This is a genomic window from Hymenobacter sp. DG25A (assembly GCF_001280305.1).
Lineage (GTDB): Bacteria > Bacteroidota > Bacteroidia > Cytophagales > Hymenobacteraceae > Hymenobacter.
Window position 1 is genome coordinate 2,471,431 of sequence record NZ_CP012623.1, and the last position, 15,935, is coordinate 2,487,365.

10 protein-coding genes are annotated in these 15,935 nt (G+C 58.2%); 8 read left to right on the plus strand and 2 right to left on the minus strand.

Going from position 1 to position 15,935, the window contains the following annotated elements; all coding sequences use genetic code 11:
- Nucleotides 1-79 precede the first annotated feature (79 nt).
- From AM218_RS10570 to AM218_RS10585, 4 genes are all read left to right on the plus strand, one after another.
- A complete protein-coding gene (locus AM218_RS10570; protein WP_197273948.1) occupies nucleotides 80-2,113 on the plus strand; it encodes a DUF3858 domain-containing protein in 2,034 nt (677 codons plus the stop codon).
- Nucleotides 2,114-2,163: 50 nt separating this feature from the next.
- Nucleotides 2,164-4,215: a DUF3858 domain-containing protein gene (locus AM218_RS10575; protein ID WP_082318181.1), complete on the plus strand. Its 2,052-nt coding sequence runs from the start codon at nucleotides 2,164-2,166 to the stop codon at nucleotides 4,213-4,215.
- A gap of 28 nt (nucleotides 4,216-4,243) precedes the next feature.
- Nucleotides 4,244-6,151, plus strand: coding sequence for a DUF3858 domain-containing protein (locus tag AM218_RS10580; RefSeq protein WP_197273949.1), 1,908 nt, complete (start codon nucleotides 4,244-4,246; stop codon nucleotides 6,149-6,151).
- 132 nt (nucleotides 6,152-6,283) lie between these two features.
- Entirely contained in the window at nucleotides 6,284-9,595 is a 3,312-nt protein-coding gene (locus AM218_RS10585; protein ID WP_157547627.1) for a reprolysin-like metallopeptidase, read from the plus strand.
- Nucleotides 9,596-9,680: 85 nt separating this feature from the next.
- Here AM218_RS10585 and AM218_RS10590 read toward each other — a convergent pair whose 3' ends face one another.
- The gene (locus AM218_RS10590; RefSeq protein WP_054415507.1) at nucleotides 9,681-11,810 is read right to left on the minus strand and encodes a helix-hairpin-helix domain-containing protein; all 2,130 of its coding nucleotides are present in this window, start codon (nucleotides 11,808-11,810) and stop codon (nucleotides 9,681-9,683) included.
- A gap of 18 nt (nucleotides 11,811-11,828) precedes the next feature.
- Nucleotides 11,829-12,575, minus strand: coding sequence for a hypothetical protein (locus AM218_RS10595; protein WP_054413838.1), 747 nt, complete (start codon nucleotides 12,573-12,575; stop codon nucleotides 11,829-11,831).
- Nucleotides 12,576-12,944: 369 nt separating this feature from the next.
- Here AM218_RS10595 and AM218_RS10600 point away from each other — a divergent pair, with 369 nt between their 5' ends.
- The 4 genes from AM218_RS10600 to fbaA all read left to right on the plus strand — a co-directional run bounded on the left by AM218_RS10600 (nucleotide 12,945) and on the right by fbaA (nucleotide 15,886).
- A complete protein-coding gene (locus AM218_RS10600) occupies nucleotides 12,945-13,262 on the plus strand; it encodes an antibiotic biosynthesis monooxygenase family protein (RefSeq protein WP_054413839.1) in 318 nt (105 codons plus the stop codon).
- 173 nt (nucleotides 13,263-13,435) lie between these two features.
- On the plus strand, nucleotides 13,436-13,657 hold the full coding sequence (gene yidD / locus AM218_RS10605) for a membrane protein insertion efficiency factor YidD (protein WP_054413840.1): 222 nt from the start codon (nucleotides 13,436-13,438) through the stop codon (nucleotides 13,655-13,657).
- 75 nt (nucleotides 13,658-13,732) lie between these two features.
- Complete coding sequence (locus AM218_RS10610; RefSeq protein WP_054413841.1) at nucleotides 13,733-14,626, plus strand: SdiA-regulated/phytase-like domain-containing protein; 894 nt, start codon at nucleotides 13,733-13,735, stop codon at nucleotides 14,624-14,626.
- A gap of 171 nt (nucleotides 14,627-14,797) precedes the next feature.
- Nucleotides 14,798-15,886: a class II fructose-bisphosphate aldolase gene (gene fbaA, locus AM218_RS10615; protein WP_054413842.1), complete on the plus strand. Its 1,089-nt coding sequence runs from the start codon at nucleotides 14,798-14,800 to the stop codon at nucleotides 15,884-15,886.
- Nucleotides 15,887-15,935 lie beyond the last annotated feature (49 nt).

Here is a 15,935-nt window from a genome sequence, read left to right on the forward strand (position 1 = left end):
TATGCACCGGCAAATTGGTTAGCCGGAATAATATGTGCCCTAGAAGGCTGCTATATCACTCTCTTAATCTCTATTACTTGTGTTGAATACTTTACGAATCAGGCAGCGCATGCTGTTGCTGGCCGTAGTTTGTTGCGGCTTTGCGAGCCAGGCACTAGCCCAGGCAGATCCTATTAAGTTTGGCAAAGTCAGCGTAGCTGATTTCACGCCGCTAGCGGCCGATTCTGCCGCCCCGGCAGTGGTGCTTTGTGATTTTGGCGTGTCAAAAGTAGTTGGGGGCGACGATGGTTTTCGCCTAAACTTTGAACGCACTACCCGCATCCTGATTCGTCGCAAAGCCGGGTATGACTGGGCTACCGTGGAGGTGCCCCTGTATCATCATGATGAGCGCACGGAACGCATTAAAACGTTGAAAGGCACCACCTATAATCTGGAAGGCGGTAAACTCATTGCCACCAAAATGGGCTCAGAGAGCATCTTCCAGGACAAGGTAGATAAGGAGCATAACAGCTGTCGGTTCACGCTGCCGAATGTGAAGGAAGGCTCCATAATTGAGTTTACCTACACGGTAAGTTCGGACTTTCTCTTCAATCTACAGGACTGGCAGTTTCAGCATACCATACCCGTGCGCTGGAGTGAATACCGCACCTTAATTCCGGCTTACTTCCGCTATAAGCAGATAACTCGTGGCTACCTGCCCTTCGCAGTTCAAGAGGAGAAAGTAGTACCCTATAGCACGCAAATCTCTTATAGTGTGAATTCAGTGGCTCCAAAGCAGGAAACCACTATTTCCAACAATGCGCTAAGCAGCCGGTGGGTTATGCAAAATGTTCCTGCTTTGAACGAGGAGCCTTTCATCACCACGACCCGGGATTATTTTTCTTCTATTGAGTTTGAGCTGGCCGTAATTCAGTATTACAATCAACCCCCGCAGGACGTAGCAAATACCTGGGAAAAGATTACTGAGGATTTATTGAAGCAGGAGCATTTTGGCCAGGACCTGCATCGTGCTACCCCTTTGGCACCCGCTATGGCCGAGTTGCCGGCCCGCTACCCTGAGGCATTGGCCCGCGCTGCTGCCGTGCTAGCCCAAGTGCAGCAGGCAGTAAAGTACAATGGTCAGGAGCGGATATATACCGAAGGCACTCTGAAACAGGCAGTACAAAAGGGTCAGGGCAATTCGGCGGCTGTAAACCTGCTATTGGTACAGGCACTGCGTGAGGCGGGTCTTAATGCTACTCCCCTGATTCTCAGTACCCGCTCGCATGGGCAGGTACTGCTGGATATGCCGGTTCTCAATCACTTCAACTACGTGGTAGCGCACATGCGCCTGTCCGATGGGAAAGAGTACCTGCTAGATGCCACCGATCCGCTGTTGCCGGTTGGCATGCTCCCGGTGCGGTGTCTGAACGGACAAGGCCGCCTGATTACGGATATACCGGCCCAAAGCCGCTGGGTTTCTTTATCGCCTGTTCAACGGCACTCCACCTACAGCAATGCCAGCATTACCCTGGCCCCCGATGGCGCCCTGCATGGCAAGGGCCACTGGGAGTGGAGCGGCTATGCGGGTTTGGAAGCCCGTACCGCCGGCACTGCCGACCTGGTCCGCACTGTCCGCCAGCAGCTTGGCGAGGAAACCTCAGGCCCCGCTCCGGTGCTGCCAGCCGTCGCCGATGTCAGCAAGCCCCTGGCGCTGGACATGGCCATTCAGATTCCCAGAGGCGAAGGCGGGGCAGCAGGCACAATCTACCTTACTCCGATGAAACATTTCGGCCTGACGAGCAACCCGCTCCGGGCTGATAGCCGCTATTTCCCGGTGGATTTCGGCATGGGCCACGACGGGGTACACCTCATCACTATGACTCTGCCTAAGGGCTACACCGTGGTGGAGCTACCTAAATCCCAGGCGCTTACCCTACCCAATGGGGGCGGCCAGTTTCACTATTCCTGCCAGCAACAGGGCAATACCATTACCATAGCCAGCCGGCTAAGCCTGCTCAAAACCCAGTACCCAGCCGCTGAATACAGTGCATTGCGGGAGCTGTACGACCGGGTAGCGGCCAAGCACGCCGAGCCCCTGGTACTCAGCAAAGCGCCCGGCACGCAGCCATAGCCACTTTTTTAACTGCCTTTTCCGGATAATCTTCTCCTTATTCTCTCCCTATGATATCACGCGTACTCTTATCCTGTGGCCTGACAGCTGGCTTGGTCCTAGCCGGTCTTTCTCAAGCTCAAGCTCAGGCCGATCCTATTAAGTTTGGCAAGCTGGACCCCAAGGACTTCGACGCCAAAAACTTTGTGGCGGACAGTGGCTCCGAAGCTGTTATTCTGTGTGATTTCGGCCGTTCCCGGATTGATTACCAGCAGGAAGGCTTCCGGGTAGTATTCGACCGGATTACCCGCATCAAAATCCTGAAAAAATCAGGCTACGACTGGGCTACCGTGCGCATTCCGCTGTACAAGAAAAACTCGGGTGAAGAGAAGGTCACCTCCCTGAAGGGTATGACCTATAATATGGTAAACGGGGAAATTGTCAAGGAAAAGCTTGAATCAACCGGCATTTTTACTGAGCAGGTAGATGTCAATCATTCGGCCCGCAAATTCACCCTGCCCAATGTGAAGGAAGGCTCCGTGATTGAATACGCCTACACGGTTTCCTCTGATTTCGTGTACAACTTCCAGGATTGGGAGTTCCAACATACTATTCCCGTGCGCTGGAGCGAGTACCGCGCCAACATTCCGGAGTATTTTGACTACAAGATGCTGATGCAGGGCTACGAGCCTCTGGAGGTGAGTGAACATCCTATGTCTACGGGGCAGCTGAATATTCGCTGGTCCAGTGAGATTACGCCTGGGGCACGTGGTGGCCGGGAGTCAGGCGGCTCGGCTACCCTCACGCCCCAGGTGACCAATCACCGGTGGGCTATGAAAAACGTGCCCGCCTTCCGCGACGAGCCGTACATGACGACCCGACAGGACTATGTAGCCCGCATCGATTTTGAGCTGGCCGGCACCAAAATGCCCGAGCAGCCATACGAAGTAAAGTTGGGCACGTGGGTAAGCGTGGGCAATGAACTAATGGGCAACGAGAACTTCGGGCTGCAGCTAAACCGCACTGGCTTTCTGAAAGCCGAAGTAGCAGCCATTGTAGCCAAATACCCTGACCTTGCCGAACGGGCCGCCGCCATCGTTAGCCTCGCAAAACAGAGCATTGGCTTTGATGGTAACGACCAGCTTACCAGCAACAACGGCATCCGCAAGGCCTTTGAGCAGCACCGCGGCAGCTCAGCCGATGTAAACCTGCTGCTGATTGGTTTACTGCGCGATGCAGGCCTGACTACTACCCCCGTTATTCTCAGTACCCGAGACCATGGTCGCGTAGATGAAAATGTACCCATAGTTAACCGATTTAACTATGTGCTGGCGCACGTAGCACTGCCTGAGAACAAAGAGCTTCTGCTGGATGCCACCGAGCCCCTGGCTGCCGTGGGCATGCTGCCGGAGCGCTGCTTGAATACAATGGGCCGCCTGATTCCCGACAAGGCGGATCAAGGTCGCTGGATCGGGGTTACTTCTTCTCAACGCTACGTGCATTTTCAAATGGCCCAGCTGACCCTGGATGAGCGCGGCGGCCTTACCGGCAAAGTGCATGATGAGCATAGTGGCTATCAGGCCCTGCAGGCCCGCACCAAGCTGCACAAAGACGGAGAGAAGAAATATGTGGAGAATAACTACCTGAAGCACCAGGATGGATGGGAAATATCGAAGTACACGTTCCAGCAGAAAGACATGCTAAGCAAGCCGTTGGCGCTGGATATGGAAGTAAAAGTGGCCGGTGGCGAAACAGCCTCCTCTACCATCTACCTCAACCCCATGCGTTATTTCGGAGAAAACCGAAACCCCTTCCTGCTGGAAAACCGTCTTTTTCCGGTTGACTTTGGCGCCGCCCACGAAGAAACCCAGATGCTCACATTTACACTGCCGGCCGGCTACGAAGTAGAGGAGCTACCCAAAAGTGTGATGGTGAGTCTGCCTGATAATGGTGGTCGTTTTCAGTACAGCGTTACGCCTGGCCCCGCCGGCCTGCAAGTAGTCAGCCGCATTACTTTCAGCAAGCCTTCGTACTCAGCCGAGGAATATGCCCATTTGCGGGAGTTCTACAATCATATTGTGGCCAAGCATGCCGAGCAGATCGTGCTTAAAAAGAAATCCTGATATGCGGCACCTCTTTCTTTTGCTTGGCATGCTGGCCGTTTCCAGTGCTGCCTCAGCCGGGCCAAACCTGCGCTACCCGGTGGCCGCTATGCCGGCTGCCCTACGGGAAAATGCGCACGCCGTGATACGTCTGTATGAGCATACCTTCACGGTAAAATCAGCGAAGCAGGCGGTGAATACCCTGCGGTTTGCTATTACGGTGCTGGATGAACAGGGAGACGATTATGCTACGGATGTAGTAAACTACGACCGGTTCACTACCGTCAACTACCTACGCGGCACGGCTTATGATGCTAATGGCAAGGTGCTGCGCACGTTGCGCTCAGCTGATATTAAGGACGTCAGCCTGTCCGGCGGCGCTAACCTTTCGGATGATAACCGGGCACGGGTAGCGCAGTTGCAGCAAGGCAGCTATCCTTACACGGTAGAGTTTGAGGAGGAATATATTACCACCAACACGCTGTTCTACCCGGTGTGGCGGCCGCTGCTAAGCACGCATCTGGGAGTAGAACAATCCCATTTTCAGGTCCTGATGCCCGTTTCGCTGCCGGCCCTGCGTTACCGCGAGCTTAACCTGCCGGCCCATGTGCAAATCAAACATCAGACGGTGGGAAACCAGACGGTGCACGAGTGGAGCGTAGCGAACCTGCCAGCACTGGAGTTGGAAGCCTACAGCCTGCCCGCGCGGGAGTTGCTGCCTGCCGTTTACACAGCCCCTTCCCAGTTTGAAGTGCAGGGCCATGCCGGCGACTTATCTACTTGGGAAGGCCTGGGCAAATGGGAATACAAGCTAAACGAAGGCCGCAACGTGCTGCCGGAATCCGTAACTGCCCGCATGAAAGAGCTGGCCCAGCGCGTGCCCGATGTGCGGGAGCGTACCCGCCAGGTATACGAATACCTGCAGAGCAGTACCCGGTATATTTCCGTGCAGCTGGGTATTGGCGGCTGGCAGTCAGCACCAGCTACGGAGGTAGCTACCCGGGGTTACGGCGACTGCAAAGGCCTGTCCAACTACGGTATGGCGCTGCTGCAGGCGGCAGGCGTGCCCTCCTACTGCGCCCTGGCGGGCGCCGACCAGCCCGATATTCAGACGGACTTCCCCAGCAACCAGTTCAATCATATGATTCTATGTGTGCCCCTGGCCCAGGCCGGACGGCGCGATACGGTGTGGCTGGAGTGCACCAGCCAGACGGCGCCCTTCAACTATCTGGGCGACTTCACAGCAGGCCGCCACGTGCTGCTGCTCACGCCGGAGGGCGGCCGCCTGGTGCGCACCCCCGTGTACCAGGCCACCGACAACACCCAGTTTCGCCGGGCCGTGGTGCAGCTGGATGAGCAGGGCAACGCCAAAGCCACCGTACGCACCCGCAGCGCCGCGTTGCAGCAGGATGATCTGGCCACCTACATGCACAACCTGACACCCGAGGACCAGAAGAAACGGGCTTACGGCAGCATTGGCATTCCCAGCTTTACCATCAGCCGCTACAACTTGGCGGCAGCACCGGCAGCTCCGCTGCCGGCCATGGTAGAAACCCTGGAGCTGACCTTGCCCCGCTATGCCACTATCACCGGCAAGCGAGTATTTGTGGTTCCTAACCTGCTCAATCAGTCGGCGGCGCCGGAACCCCTGCTCGGGGAGCGGCAAACGGACATGTGGCAAAGCTTTGCGTTTGTGGATGTCGATACGGTGCACCTGCGCATGCCCAAAGGCCTGCAGCCCGAAACCATGCCGGCGCCCGTGCAGTTCACCTCCCGTTACGGCTCCTATTCGGCCCAAACGCAGGCCCTGCCCGATGGTACCATACAATACACTCGCCGCCTGCAGCTTAACCGCGGCCGTTATCCCAAAGCCGAGTATCCGGCTTACCTGGAGTTCCGGCGTAAAATCAGCAAAGCCGACAAATCAGCGTTGGTTTTGTTGAAGACGGACGTTTGAGTTCCAGCCATAATACTGGCTTACCGGCGGCCCGCTTCCTATGCAGGAAGCGGGCCGCTTGTCTATTATGATGGCGGGTGTTGCGGCTGATTACGTACTTTAAAGTCCTTTTTGCTTGATGGTGCCCCGTTTATGACGTTTTCCGTTGCCTGCTCCGCTCCACTTGGTTTTGCGCGGGCGCTTCTTTGTGCGCTCCTGCTGGGGCTGGGCTGCGTGATGCCGCCGCTGTCCCTGGCCCAGCAGGTGCTGTGGGCCGATGCGCCCCTGTCTCAGGCAGCCAGGCAGCACCCCGTTGCCAAAGGGCTGGGCCGCTACCGGGCGGTAGCTTTTCAGCTTATCAATCTTCAGCAAGCCCTACGCCCGGCACCTACGGCTGGCATAGCCAGGGCACGCGGCGGGGCCGACGTGGTTATTTCCCTGCCGCTGCCGGATGGTACTTCGGGCCGTTTTCGGATTGCAGCCGTGCCGGTGCTGCCATCGGCGCTGGCGGCCCGCTACCCGGAAATTGCTACCTACACAGGGCAGGGGCTGGATGATGTGACGGCCACCGCCCGCCTGGACCTGACGCCGGCGGGATTTCATGCGCAGATTTTATCCCTGGCCGGTACTACCTATATCGATCCGGCAGGACCGGGCTCTGCCGCCCATTTGGTATTCGACCGCACCGCCCTTCCCGGGCAGCCTACGGTCTGCTATGTTACGGCGCCGGCGCTGGCGGCTACCCAGATGCGTGGCCGCCCAAAATGGCTTACCTCGGGTGAGAAGCTCCGCACCTACCAACTGGCGGTGGCCTGTACGGGCGAATACACGCAGGCCAACGGGGGCACCCGGGCCGGGGCTCTGGCGGCCATTGTTACCTCCATTAACCGGGTTTCGGGCATTTATGAGCGGGAGCTGGCTATTCGGCTGACGTTGGTCCCGAAGGAAGACTCCATTATCTACCTCAACCCGGCCACTGACCCCTACACCAACCAAGTCGACGACAACACGCTCAACACCAACCAACGCACCATTGATCAGCGCATCGGCGAAGCCAACTATGATGTAGGACATCTTTTCACTACCAATGGCGGCGGGCTGGCCCTGCTGGGCGTGGTATGCCTGAATGGCGACAAGGCCAAGGGTATCACCGGCCTTTCTACCCCCACCGGCGACGCCTTCGATGTTGATTTTGTAGCCCACGAAATCGGGCATCAGTTTGGGGCCAACCATACCTTCAATGGCAATACCGGCAACTGCAGCGGCGCAAACCGCGAAGCGCAAACGGCCTACGAGCCCGGCAGCGGCAGTACCATTATGGCGTATGCCGGGATTTGTGCCCCGCAAAACCTGCAGCCCAACAGCGACCCTTATTTCCACACCATCAGCCTGGAGGAAATTATCGCCTACACCTCACAGGGAACCGGCAATTCCTGCGCCTCCGTAACCAGCACCGGCAACCACGCCCCCACGGCCAATGCCGGCATCCGCTACCTCATTCCGGTGAATACTCCTTTTACGCTCACCGGGGCCGGCACTGATCCGGATGGGGACGCGCTGACCTACAGCTGGGAACAGTTTAACCTGGGGCAGGATGGCTTCCCGGACCTGCCCAGCGGCGACGCACCTATTTTCCGGTCGTTTTTGCCTACTAGCAGCCCGGCCCGTACGTTTCCCCGCCTACCCGACATCCTGGCCAATCAGCATACTATTGGCGAGTTGCTTCCCTCCTACGAGCGACAACTGGTCTTCCGGCTTACGGTGCGCGACAACCGCGCCAGCGGGGGTGGTATTGCAACGGATACAGTGACCATTCCGGTGATTGGTACGGCCGGGCCGTTTAAAATAACCGAGCCCTCGGGCGCGCAGGTGTGGCTGGCGGGCTCGCCACAGTTCATCCGCTGGGATGTAGCCAACACCAATCTGGCCCCCATTCTGACTACTACCGTCAACATCCGGCTTTCTACAGACGGCGGGCAGACCTTTCCGGTGGTACTGGCCGCCAACACGCCCAATGATGGCCAGCAAACCATTACCCTGCCCGCCGCTACCAAAGCCACTACTACCGCCCGCATTAAAGTAGAGGCCGTTGGTAATGTGTATTTCGATATATCCGATGAGAGCCTGACCATTCAGGTACCCAGCGGCCCCACGTTTTCCCTCAGCCAAACTGAAAACGCCCCTACCGAGCTATACCTGTGCCCCGGCACCACCGGGCAGGCCAGCCTGACGGTGAGTCCGCTTAATGGCTTCAGTGGGACCGTTAATCTGGCCGCTACGCAACTGCCGCCTGGCGTTACGGTATCCTTCTATCCTGCGCAGCTCACCACTCCCGGCACAAGTGTTGTTACGCTGAACACGCCCCTCACGCTGGAATCGGGCAACTATTCGGTTACCATTGAAGCGACCAGCGGCACGCAAAAGCGGGTATATGTGCTGCGCTTCTCCGTGCGGCAGGCAGTAACGGCGGCCCCCACTTTGCGCACGCCGCGCACCAGCCCGCAGGGCACCTTGCCCCTGTTTGCCTGGTCCGGGGTGCCGCGGGCGCAGAGCTACGAGCTGCAGGTGGCCAATAATCCGGAGTTCACCAATCCCGAACTCAGCCTTAGCCTGCCTGATACGGCCTACGTGCCCCAAAATCCGCTCGCGGAGCAAACTACCTACTACTGGCGCGTGCGCGGGGTGGGTACCGAGTGCGGCCCCGGGCCTTATTCTGCGGTAGCTTCTTTTAAAACCGGCACTATGGCTTGTGTCAGTTATGCCAGCCTGGATGTGCCCAAGCCGATGCCGGCCACCGGGGCCGCCAGCATTACCTCCGTTATCCGGGTTTCTACCGATGAGCTGATTGCTGATGTGAACGTGCGCGACCTGCGGATTTCGTACCCAAACCTGGGCGACCTGACCGTGGAGCTAACCGCTCCTTCCGGCCGCACAGTGCTGCTCACGGAGGCCCCCTGCCCCGGTAGCGCCAACCTGCACGCCAGCTTCGATGACCAAGCCACCAGTGCCATCAACTGCCCCTTGAATACCGGGCAAACGGTACGGCCCAGCACCCTGCTCGCGCGCCTGCAGGGCCAGCCCGCCCAGGGCGACTGGACCCTGACCATCCAAGCCCCGCAGGCACAAGAAGGCAACGCCCTGCTAGCCTGGACGCTGGAGCTCTGCACGGTGCAGGGCTCCGGTACCAATCCCCTTTCTACCACAGATCCGCTGGCCGGGGCGGCGCTTTTTCCCAACCCTGCGCCGGGCGACTTTTACCTGCAGCTGGAAAATACCTGGGCCGGAACGTTGCAGGTGCATATAAGGGATGCCCTGGGCCGGCAAGTATATGCCACCCGCCTCAGCAAAACTGCCAACCCTTTGCTATTCCCTTTTCACCTGCCCCAGCTTACCGCCGGCCTGTATTTCGTGCAGGTGCAGGCCCCCGATGGAAAAACCACTACGCTACGCCTGCTAAAGCTCTAGCAAAGACCCCTTCAACAGCAAAAAGCTCTTCCTCAGTTGTGAGGAAGAGCTTTTTGCTATAAGGAATACGGTCTAATTCTGCGTTTTAAAGCCGATACCGGAGCTGGGCTTTCACCTCGGAGCGCTCAGAGCCTTGGATTTCCTCCAGGCCGGAGCCGACGGTTTCCACGTCGCGGTAGCGGGTGGTAGCGAAGCGTATCCAGAGGGTGAGGTGGCGATTCATGCGCACCTCCGCCAACAGATACATACGGGTACCTCTGCCGCTCAGGCCGGGCACGGAAAACGCGTAAAGTACATCCTGTTCAAAGGCATACTGCCGCGTATCAAAGTTGTCGGTATCGAAGAGGGCGTAGCGGGCACTCAGGCGAAGCGGTCGGCCAATGGCCACGGAGGCATCCTGCGCCAGCAAAAAGCCGGTGCTGGTGGGGCCGGTGCCTTCGCGGTAGCGGCTGCCCTGCACGCGGGTGCGCAGGCTGAAGGATGGGGTAACTTCGGTGTTGAAATAGGCCAGCAGGCTGTGGCGTACGGTCGGCTCCGGATCGGGGGTCAGGCGGTTGGCGTCGCTATCGGTGTCGTAGGGCTTGGTGCGGGCGCGAAACTGGGCGTAAAGCGTGCTGGTTTTGGTGGGCTGAAACGTGAGGCGCAGCAGCCAGTCGTTGCCGTGCGAGGGTGCGCCTACCCGATATTTCAGCCAGGGGAAGCTGAACTGGTCGTAGTACGCCGATAGCTCCCAGCGGGCAATAGGCCGCACTTTCAGGCCCAGATACAGGCCGCTTTCGTTGATGTTGCGGGTATTCTCGCTCAGCGCCAGCCCATAGAACGTGTGGAAGTCGCGGGCATAGTAGCGGTATAGAATGGAGGCATCTACGTTGGAAGCCAGGCTGGCCAGCAGCCCGTTTACCGTGCCAATGCCGCCACTGGAAGAGCGGGCGGTTTCGCCGAACACGTTCCAGTTGCCGCGGGCGTAGCCGTAGTGCGCCCCTACTATTGTGTTGCTTTTGCCCTGAAACTCATACGCGTTATAGGGCTCGTCGCGCTTCTGAATGGCTTTGTCGTAATGGGTGTTCACTGCCGTCAGTCCCACGGTCAGGCTGCCATCGGTGCTTTGGTAGCCGATGTTGCCGCCGCCAATGGTTTCCTGCAGCTCCTTGCGGTTAGCCAGCTCAGAAGCCGTGCGGTGAAAGCCCGTGAGCACAATACCCGACGAAAACTCATCAAAATCAGCCAGCGAATCCTTAGCCTGCTGCACGTTGGCATCTACCCGCTTGCGGGACAGAAAACCGGTAGCCTGAATTTGCTTGGTAAGCGAGGCCGTAGCGGCCGCCCCGCGGTAAAACGTGCTTTCCAGCACCGAGGAATAGGCCCGCACACCCAGGCTGCTGCGCCGGATAGTGGTAATGGTTTCGGCCCCCTTGCCTACCTGCAGGCCCGAGGAAAGCACCAGCCCCTGCCCAAACTGCAACTGGTAGTCGCCTAGGGCCAGGGTTTTCAGGCGGCCGCGCTCCTGCAGCAGCATGTGCGCCGACAGGAAGTCGGGGCCGTAGCGGCGTCTGCTGGGGTCCCAGGCCAACTGCTCGCCAGCATCTTTTTCGGCCGTGAAGCCAAAGCTGAAGTCGCGGGTGTGGCTGACGCGGTAGCGCAGCATAAGCTTATCCGGGGAGCCCAGGTAGCGCGAGGATGGGGTACCGGTGCTGCTGGTTGTGGGCTCGGCATAGCCTTTGCGGTCCTGCAGCACCCGCTCGTAGCGGAGAAACAACGCATTGTTGTCTTCCTTATACACCCGCTGCCACAGCGGGCCCCGCGCCGCGTTGGGGTTAGCATTTACCACCGTAACAAAGGGCGATACGCGGTAGATGGTGCGCAAATCGAACTCCGGAATGCTTTGCAACTCATAGATGCTGAGCAGCGAGCCGTACTGCTTGCGGTGCTCCAGCAGGGAGGCTATCTGCTGCTCGCGCAACAACAGCAGGGACCGTAGCTCTTCGGCGCTGGCCGTATTCAGGTTCAGCGGCGTTTGGTAGTACTGCAGCAGGGTTTCATACAGGTCCTCGTAGGGTACGTCGTCGCTCTGGGGCTCGGCAAAGAGTTCCTGCACGAGGCGGTCGAGGTCGGCGGGCGGGCGCACGTATTCCTGGGCCTGCGCCCGGCTACTCATAAGCAGCAGTAGGGCGGCTACACCGGCGCCGGCGGCCAGGCCGCGTAAGGGTTGAATCATTTTCATGGTTCGGCGCACTTATTTAGCCTCCAGCCGGAAACCGGCCGAAATATGCTGACTCAACCCCAGCGAGGAATGCCAGGCGCCGGCATAATCAATACGGAAACGGCCGGCATGAAAACCTGCCCCGCCCGTTACCTGCTCCGATACACCCAATACGCCTACGCGCAGCGCCAGTGCTTCCAGCGCCTGGTATTCTATACCCGCGCGGAAGTCGGCGGCATGGTCCACGTCTTTTTCAACTTCGGCATTCAACATTACTTTCTCGGTGGGCCGATACGAGAGGCCGGCTTTCAGCACGGTAGGCACCCGCTCGTCTTCGTACTCCGCCAGATGGGCCTGGTTGAGGTTGTAGAGGTAAGCGCCAAACACCAGCTTGCGGGGAATCAGCTCAGCCTGCGCGCCCACCGAAGCCGCTACGGCCCGGCGGCTGCCCAGCCCTTCAATGGCTACCTGCAATACATCGGCGCGCACGCCTACGCTCATCACGCCGGTGCGGTAGGCATAGCCCAAGCCCACACGCTGCTCATTGTACAGTTTATCGCCGAAGCGCTGCAGCTCCAGCCCCACTACGCCGTAACGGGGCTCCTCGCCGGTAAGGCGGCCCAGGGGCGAGGCTACTGCCAACCCCACGGTGTTGAGCGAGCTAATCAGAAACCGGTTTTCCGCATACACGCCCACCTCGGGGCGCGTCAGTTGCGAGAGGCCGGCCACGTTGTTGCCTACGGCCCAAACATCAGAAAGCGTAACGGCCGCATTGCCCATTCCCGCAGCCCGGGCGCCGTGCAACCCGGGGCCATTTCCCTGCGCTAAACAACACTGTGATATCAAAAAAAGCCAACTTACTAGCAGGTAGAGTTTTCCCATACTCGAAAGGTAGTGGGCTATTTAGGCTTCTACAAGCGGGCAATTAGATATTTTCGACGAGCGTTGGTGCCGGTGTAGTTAGCAACAGCATCCGGCGTATGTCCAAGGAGGGAACTGCCTCTCCATTTTCAATATGGGCAACATACTGCTAGTATAAAAACAGGTGATTTATAGGCTTTTTTACGGAAAAAATATACATTATGCTTCTCTCCGGAGTATGAGTGCTGCACCTGAACCCGCACCCTGAATCAGCCGGGAGCTTACGGTATGTTTGTTCGTCTGACCAGCATGAGTTTTGCCCCCGACCAGATTGAGGGAGCCAAGAAGGTTTATGCCGAGGAGATTGTGCCCATCGTTCGGGCGCAGCAGGGGTGCCTTGATATTATGCTACTGGAACCTATTGTAGAGACCGATGAGCATATTTCCTGTACCATGTGGAACAGCAAAATAGAAGCCGATGCGTACGAGACCAGTGGCGTCTATCAGCAGATGGTAAATAAGCTGACCAATAGCCTGTCGGGGCAGCCTAAACTAAGATCGTACTACGTTCAGCATGCCCGGTATCCGGAGGTGCCCAGAACCTAGCCTTTTATATTCCGCCTTCTAAAACAAAGCCCGTTATCGTGCGAGAACGGGCTTTTGAATTCAGCTGCGAGCCGGACAGGTCAACTGCCGTTGGGAACCCAAACTTCCATAAAAGGCTTTCATTTGCATGGCTGAGCCGTCTAATCCATCGGCTGCCGGAGTTGTTGTCTGTCATGAATTCTCTTTTCCGATTCCTTTTTCTGGGCCTGGTCTGGGTGTATCGTCACCTGATATCCCCGCTCACGCCGGCCAGTTGCCGCTACACACCTACCTGCTCGGCCTACGCTACGCATGCCCTGCAAAAGCATGGGCCCTGGCGGGGCGGTTGGATGGCCCTGCGCCGCATTGGCCGCTGCCACCCCTGGGGCGGCCACGGCTACGACCCGGTACCCTAAAGGCGCCGCTTTGCGTATAGCCGCATATGCCTCTACCCACTGGTAGGGGCTTTTTTCACGCTGATATTTCGCCTAATGCGCATTTTGTTTAGTTATTCTCTGGCCGCCATGCTGCTTTTCGGCAGCTGCTCGCAGGCCCAGAGCGAAAAGTCGGCCGATGAGCCCAAAGGTTCTTCCGGTAAGAAACACAAGAAAGAGTCGCTGGAAAACCGCCTTACCGCCGATGCCGTGCCGGGACTGAAGCGCCTGGGCCAGTTGGAGGGGGTAAAGGAAAGCTCAGGCCTGGCCATGGGTCAGCCGGGTACCTATTATACCATGGGCGACCAGGGCAACCCACCCATTATCTATAAAATAGACGGGGATGGAAAACTGCTGGATGAAGTGCGCCTAAGTGCCACGAACGAGGACTGGGAAAGCATCACGCACAGCTCAGACGGCACCCTGTTTGTGACGGACGCCGGCAACAATGACAACAACCGACGCGACCTGACCATTTACCGGGTAAACCCGGCCCAGCCTGCTACGGTAGGTGAAATCCACTTCACGTATCCCGATCAGCAGGAATTCCCACCCAAAAAGAAAGCGCGCAATTTTGACTGCGAGGCCTCTGTATGGCACAATGGGCAGATCTACCTGTTCACCCGCGACCGGGGCAGCAAGGCCACCAGCAAAGTATACACCGTGCCCGATAAGCCCGGCACCTACACCGCCCGCCGCATTGCCAGTCTCAGCATTCCGGATGAAGTAACGGATGCCAGCATCAGCCCCGATGGCCGCCACCTGGTACTGATGGGCAGTGAGCAGATGTTTGTGTTCAGTGGTGCCTCTATGAGCAGCCTGTTGAAGGCCAAGCCCCGCCGCATTGCCCTCACCGGCGCCGGCCAGACTGAAGGCGTCTTGTTTACCGATGATCAAACCCTGCTCATCAGCTCAGAGCAAGGCAGCCTCTATCAGTATAAGATGCCCTAACTGCCGATAACCGGCCTGACAGGGCCCATCTGAACTACTGACCGCCCGGAACGCCTGGAGTCCCGTGACCGGCAAGGTTCGGATGGGCCCTGTTTCTTTGCTACCTTCACCGGATCAAACCCTCACTTGCGCGGCGCGGCAATTCACCGTCCGCGCAATCAATGCCCTTCTATGGCTGACCAAACCACTCTTACCGGCCTGCGCGCCGGTGTGCTGCACGGCGACGAAGTGCAGCAGCTTTTCGACCACGCCAAGGCGAACGGCTATGCGCTGCCCGCCGTGAACGTAACCGGCACCGACACGGTAAATGCCGTGCTGGAAGCTGCCCGCGACCTGAACTCGCCGGTTATCATTCAGTTTTCTAACGGTGGTGCCCAGTTCTTCGCCGGCAAAGGCCTCGCCAACGACAAGCAGCAGGCCAGCATTGCCGGCGGCATTTCGGGCGCGCAGCACGTGCACCTGATGGCCCAGGCCTACGGCGTACCCGTGATTCTGCACACCGACCACGCCGCCAAGAAGCTCCTACCCTGGATTGATGGCTTGCTGGAAGCCGGCGAGAAGCACTTTGCGCAGTATGGCCAGCCGCTGTACTCCTCGCACATGCTGGACCTCTCGGAGGAGCCCATCGAGGAAAATATCGAAATCTGCAAAGAGTACCTGGAGCGCATGGCCAAAATTGGCATGACGCTGGAAATTGAGCTGGGCGTAACCGGCGGCGAGGAAGACGGCGTAGACAACTCCGACGTGGATTCGTCGAAGCTCTACACCCAGCCTTCGGAAGTGGCCTATGCCTACGAGGAGCTGAGCAAGGTGAGCCCCCGCTTCACCATTGCCGCTGCTTTTGGCAACGTGCACGGCGTGTACAAGCCCGGCAACGTGAAGCTGCAGCCCGTTATCCTGAAAAACTCGCAGGATTTCGTGAAGGAAAAGTACAACCTGACGGATGAGCGCCCCATCAACTTCGTGTTCCACGGCGGCTCAGGCTCGTCGCAGGAGGAAATCCGCGAAGCCATTAGCTACGGCGCCATCAAGATGAACATTGACACCGACCTGCAGTGGGCGTTCTGGGATGGTATCCGCGCTTACTACCAGAAAAACGAAGGCTTCCTGCAGAGCCAGATTGGCAACCCCACCGGCGAGGACTCGCCCAACAAGAAATATTACGACCCCCGCGTGTGGCTGCGCAAGGGCGAAGAAACCTTCATTGCCCGCCTGAAGTCGGCTTTTGAAGACCTCAACGCCGTAAACCGCCGCTACTAGCCAGAATCACGGATTCGTCGGATTTCACCCGGATTCCACGGATTTTGTA

What these genes read in the sequence shown, in the direction of transcription:
- AM218_RS10590 (WP_054415507.1), bottom strand. Translation starts at nt 11,810, where the DNA reads ATGATTCAACCCTTACGCGGCCTGGCCGCCGGCGCCGGTGTAGCCGCC.
- yidD (WP_054413840.1), top strand. Translation starts at nt 13,436, where the DNA reads ATGAATTCTCTTTTCCGATTCCTTTTTCTGGGCCTGGTCTGGGTGTAT.
- AM218_RS10580 (WP_197273949.1), top strand. Translation starts at nt 4,244, where the DNA reads ATGCTGGCCGTTTCCAGTGCTGCCTCAGCCGGGCCAAACCTGCGCTAC.
- AM218_RS10595 (WP_054413838.1), bottom strand. Translation starts at nt 12,575, where the DNA reads ATGGGCAATGCGGCCGTTACGCTTTCTGATGTTTGGGCCGTAGGCAAC.
- fbaA (WP_054413842.1), top strand. Translation starts at nt 14,798, where the DNA reads ATGGCTGACCAAACCACTCTTACCGGCCTGCGCGCCGGTGTGCTGCAC.
- AM218_RS10610 (WP_054413841.1), top strand. Translation starts at nt 13,733, where the DNA reads ATGCGCATTTTGTTTAGTTATTCTCTGGCCGCCATGCTGCTTTTCGGC.
- AM218_RS10585 (WP_157547627.1), top strand. Translation starts at nt 6,284, where the DNA reads ATGACGTTTTCCGTTGCCTGCTCCGCTCCACTTGGTTTTGCGCGGGCG.
- AM218_RS10575 (WP_082318181.1), top strand. Translation starts at nt 2,164, where the DNA reads ATGATATCACGCGTACTCTTATCCTGTGGCCTGACAGCTGGCTTGGTC.
- AM218_RS10600 (WP_054413839.1), top strand. Translation starts at nt 12,945, where the DNA reads ATGTTTGTTCGTCTGACCAGCATGAGTTTTGCCCCCGACCAGATTGAG.